Here is a 5,502-nt window from a genome sequence, read left to right on the forward strand (position 1 = left end):
CGATTTACACCACGATTGATAACATGATGATAACCAGCAATATCAACTCTTAATCTTGTAGGTATTAAAAATCCTTATTTATTTTATTATGTCGATAGTTAAAAATTATATCATAAAAGTGGAGATTCATTCACAGGGGTGTAATTTTAAGTTAGCTATACTATAATGAAGATGTTTATAAAGTAGCTAGTTGAAGAAGTTCAAAATTTAAATCTATATATTATTCTAATATTCTCTTTGTCATAGATATTCTACATAATGGAAGTTGCCTATAGCTATTAATTTTATCATCAAACCACTCAACAATATTTTCAATTGCAATATCTGATAATGAATACCCTCTTGCTTCATGAGTAAGAATAGTATCCTGCATCTTTTTAGATAGCTGAGCGATTAATATATTATTTTGGATGAGATAGTATGGTTTATTCTTTGTTAGCTCTTGTACATATACCTGTGAGCCTGCAATTAGGTCAATACCTTTTGAATCATGCTGAGATTGAAAACTCATATATAAACCTGATAACCCCATTACAAAAGTTTTTTTACTTGGTTCTATATACTGTTTATTATTTACTAGATTTTCAACTGATGATGTTGAGTTAGATTTGAAATATTCATTATCAGTAACAATAATTAGCTTTTTCTTTGCTCGTGTCATTCCAACATAAAAGAGTCTAATAAAATCATCATTGAGTATCATCTTATGAGCTACTAAAACAACAGTATCAAACTCTTTACCTTTTGCTTTATGTATAGTAGATACTAAAACTTTGTTATAAGTAGAAATAAGTTGCTCAGAGGATATTTCATCTAGGTAAATATGCCAAAGGGATGGTGTATAGACTTCATGGTCATCTATAAAACCTTTAACTATCTTGTAAAGTATAGATAGATTCTTAGATCCACTATATCGCTGTTTTACTTTTTCATATGATTCCCATAGAAGATTTTCATTAAGCTCTTGATCTTTTAATAGCGTATCTAGAAACCTAATTTCTACCAAACTCTTTAACTTGAAGCCATCATTATCTAATAAGTAATTTACATCAATATCTTCTTCATGAAGTAAAGCATAAATATCTGCCACTTCATTATTACTAAACGCGAGCACTGCAAGACTTTTCTTCGCTTCAATATGCTCTTTAACTTGTTCAACTGCTGGCTGTTGTAAATATTGTGAATCACAATTGACTATTATAACTTCACCTTGATATTTAGAATGAGAAACTAGAGGATGTTGTTTGTATCTGATAGGAACATTATGAATAAATTTATTTGAATACTCTACGATATTTTGAGTGCTTCTAAAGTTTGTTAAAAGTTCATACTGAGCATAGGATTCTTTCTCTTCATCATTAAGTCCAAATTCTGTTTCAAATTCTTTGATAAATTCTATATCTGCCCCATTAACATTAGACAAGATACACTGATCATCATCACCAACTGCAATTAATCGTTTTTTATTCTCATGAGTATTTGATAGTGCTTTTATTAACTCAAACCCATCCGCATTAATATCTTGATACTCATCTAGCACTACAACCGTTTTAAAAGGTATATCTATCTTATTCTCGTTAATTTGTTGTGCAGCTAAAGATACCACATTATGCAGTATATTCTTATCACTACTAGCTTCTCTACCTATGAGTTGAAGAGAGAATCCATGAAATGTAAATATATCTATATCATAGGCAAGTTGACCAATTAACTCAAAAAGTCTAGATTTAAATTCCATCATAGCAGTACGAGAGTATGTCAACATAAGAAATTGATCAGCTTTAATATCCTCTTGTAAGATGAGAGAAGCTATCTTATGCACAAGAACTTTTGTTTTCCCACTTCCTGGTCCAGCTAGAATCATCATTGCTTGAGACTCTTTATCGTCTATAACTTTCTTCTGTTCATCAGAAAGAGTGTTGAAAACTTTATTGTAACGATACTCTGTCATAGGTCTTTTAAATTTTTCTTTTAACTCCCCATACTTGTTGACAAACATTCTATATGAAAGTGTAAAATAATCTTTCATGAAAGCTTGGGCTTGTTTAGAATTTTTTATAAGTCGTTCTGAATATTCACCAACTATATGAATAGATTCCATTTTTCTCTGGTAGTATGGTTCAAGTCTAGATTTGTACTCAAGCTTTGTATATTTTTTATTTGGAGCAAGCATCTTATCCATCTTCTTGATATTCATAGGTGCATAATAGATAAATCGACCGTTGCCTAGTTCTAGTATCCTGAGTTCATGTAAGTGTAGTAGTGCTTTATCAATAATTTTTGAACTTTGGTCCTCTTTTAGATTTAATGCCTTTTGGAGTTCGAGCATAGAAAATTCAACTGTTTCTTTTGTAGTGGCTTTTTTTTGTGAAAGGTTTGTTGATAAATACTCAAGAGTTTTAAAACCTATATAATGCTTATAATCAATAATAGTTTTTACTCTATTTGCATCTATAAATTCAAAATACCAAAGATCTTTTTGTCTATCTAGTCTGTTAAATTTAAACTGGTGCTTATACCCAATCCAACTTTTAAGCAATACTTTAATTATGGAGCTAATATTCTCATTTTTAATATTTAGCGTTGGATCATCTAGAAGTATCTGATTTAATTCGCTCATCCGTACTGTATGACTATGCTCTTTAATTAAATACTCGTACAATATCTTTTCAATTTGAGCATAGCTTTGATAGAGATTCATACTCTCTCTACTTAGTTTTAAACTCAAATCTTTAGCATCTGAAATAATCTTCATCTCTTTGAGTTCTAATACTGATTGTGTAACCAGTTCATGAGAATAACCAAGCACTTCAGTTAGTTCATCCAGTTGAACAGCTTCTGGTTTTCCACTACCCAGTAAGGTCTGTAATACACGAGACAACCTTATTTTAGAATCCTCACTATACTCTTTAGTTTTATACTCTTCTTGTAAAATTGCTAAAGAGTCTTTTGCCACTGAATCAGCATAATACTGTACTCTATTTCTAGAGCGTTCTAAATAATCTTCTCTCTCAAGTTCAAGTAAAGCTGTTTTTACTTTCATATCATAATCACTAGACTTATCTTCTGTATCCCAGCCAGCTTGTGAAGCTATCTCTCTTGTTGTTAAGGTAACTGGATTGCGACCGTCATTTTTCAATACTCTAAAAATAGCATTGATTTCATCTGGATTTATTTTTGAACGAGTTAATGTAGTGAAGTGCTTATCTAAATCACTTTGAGAAAATAGTAATGGGCATGAAGCTCTAATATTTTGATCTCTAGCACCTCTACCTGCTTCTTGAGAGTAGTTTTCTAACGATTCAGATATTTCATAATGAATTACATTCTTTATATTTGGTTTATCAACACCCATTCCAAAAGCTGTTGTAGCTACAACAATATCTACATCATCATCTATGTACTCTTTTAGAATTTGCATTTTAATATTTGTGTCAAGCTTGGAGTGAAATGATTTTACATTTTTACCAGTATCTAAAGCCAACTGTTCCGCTACTTCATCACACTTTTTTGTTGAAGAGGGGATATATATTAGAGTGGAGCCTTCCTTAGTATTGATTAATTCTAATAAATTTGTATATTTAGCTTTATCCCCATCTAACTCATACCCTTCATAATCAAGATTTTTTCTCTCTGGGACAGCTATATAACGATTCATTTTAAGATTTAAAGCAGATTCTATATACTCCGTAATATCATCCATCACTTTTGGTTTAGCTGTTGCTGTAAAACAAGACACTGGGATATGCTCTTGAAAAGGTTTTTCTTTTAATAAGTCATTGATAAATGCACCAATATAAAAATAATCATGTCTAAAATCATTACCCCATGTTGATAAACAGTGAGCTTCATCAATAACAAATCTTTCAATTACACGGTTTTTGAGTAGGTTAAATACTGAATTAGATCTAAGACTCTCTGGAGCTAAGTATAAAATATCTGCATCCCCATTTACTACTTTCTCTATACTATCAGCTCTTTCACTTGGAGACATATAACCACTCAATGCTACAGCTTTATAATTGGCTACCGTTTCATGAAAACTATCCATATGATCTTTTATCAGTGCCTGAAGTGGGGAGATAACTACGGTAAGTGTTTTAAGGGATTTTGCTTTAATAATTGATGGAAGCCAAAATGTAAAAGTCTTTCCTCCACCTGTAGGTAATATGGCAAGAAATGATTCATTTTTTAATGCTGCGGTAACTATCTCTTTTTGAGAAATAATTGCACCTGTTTCAAGAGTAGCATCTTGGCGAGGAAAATCTCTAAATGTACCAAATCCAAAAATATCTTCAGCAGTTGAACTTAACTCATCCACTGAACTTTCATAATCAAAACATAGTCGTGATTGAAGTGATGTTATCTCTTTATAATCATATAGAACTTTAGGAGGTTGGGCATTTACTTCTAGCTCTGGCATCCTTATAGCCAATATAAAAGCAAGCTCAATTCTATGAAGCTCTAATGCTTCTTTTAAAACATCTGGGCTTCTAATAATAGTTTTAAATATATTAAGAATTGAGCCTTGCAGTACAATGGCACTTAGCTCTTCAAATATATTTTCATGTACTATGAATTCAAAAAAACCTTTAAATACTTCTTCATTTTTGAGTAATGTATAAAGGATATTTCGTTGTAGGGTTGGTAATGTTTTAAATTTTTCTATTGATCGTAATAGTAGTTCTTTAGACAGCTTAGCATCTTTAACTGGATTATTTAAAAAATTATCTTCACTTTTATAATTCTTAGGAAGATTATGAAATGTTTTTTCATTGAAAAGGAGTAAGGAAACAGGAAGAGTATCTATAAAGGTTTTGTTTTGTAACAAGGTACCTATCGAGCTAGTTTCTAGTATTTTTTTATCAAAAGCGATAACATTATGACCAGCAATATACTCTGTAGGAGCATATTTAATATACTCAAAAGCTTCCTTAATGGAACTGGTTTTTAATTCATCTTCTTTATAAACTAAACCAACTTCTTGTATATTTTCATCAAAAGTAGCTTCTATATCTATGTAAATAGGTTCTAAAATCATATACTGAATGCCTCATGCCCTCTATCATATATCAAATAATCACTCTTTTTGCATAATGACTCTATTGCTGTATCTAGAATCTTACCTTCAGTTATATTTCGTCCTACTAAAGCAACTTCAACCTGAGATTTGAATAACAATGGCATAGCTTGTTGATAATCACTCCAATAGTTCATAATAACATCAGCTCGTTTTTCAATAAGTTTTCTAGTTGAAAACTACACCCCTGTGAATGAATCTCCACTTTTTACAACTTTGCTAATCAAAGATTTAGAAAGATTGAGATAACTTGCGATACTCGCTTGTCAGTATCCATCTAAATGTGCATTCATTATAACGATGTTTCTATCTTGTTTTGTAGAAATATTATAAAAATGTTCTTCAAATTGTTTTGATTGAGAAATTTTTATACTATTGTTTACTTTAACAATTTTCTGTTTTTCTTTTGTTTTTATGTATTC

Annotated in this window: 2 protein-coding genes; both read right to left on the bottom strand. The window is 30.7% G+C overall.

What is annotated here, in order from left to right:
- Nucleotides 1-220 precede the first annotated feature (220 nt).
- Nucleotides 221-5,041, bottom strand: coding sequence for a RecQ family ATP-dependent DNA helicase (locus tag HOG88_RS03005; protein ID WP_295003010.1), 4,821 nt, complete (start codon nt 5,039-5,041; stop codon nt 221-223).
- Nucleotides 5,038-5,217, bottom strand: coding sequence for a hypothetical protein (locus HOG88_RS03010; protein ID WP_295003012.1), 180 nt, complete (start codon nt 5,215-5,217; stop codon nt 5,038-5,040). The genes HOG88_RS03005 and HOG88_RS03010 overlap by 4 nt, the downstream gene beginning before the upstream one ends.
- Between the last annotated feature and the right edge of the window lie 285 nt (nt 5,218-5,502).

The organism is Sulfurimonas sp. (assembly GCF_018698455.1).
Taxonomy (GTDB): Bacteria; Campylobacterota; Campylobacteria; order Campylobacterales; family Sulfurimonadaceae; genus Sulfurimonas.

Coding starts and splice junctions, on each gene's coding strand:
- HOG88_RS03005 (WP_295003010.1), bottom strand. CDS start 5,041: ATGATTTTAGAACCTATTTACATAGATATAGAAGCTACTTTTGATGAA.
- HOG88_RS03010 (WP_295003012.1), bottom strand. CDS start 5,217: ATGAACTATTGGAGTGATTATCAACAAGCTATGCCATTGTTATTCAAA.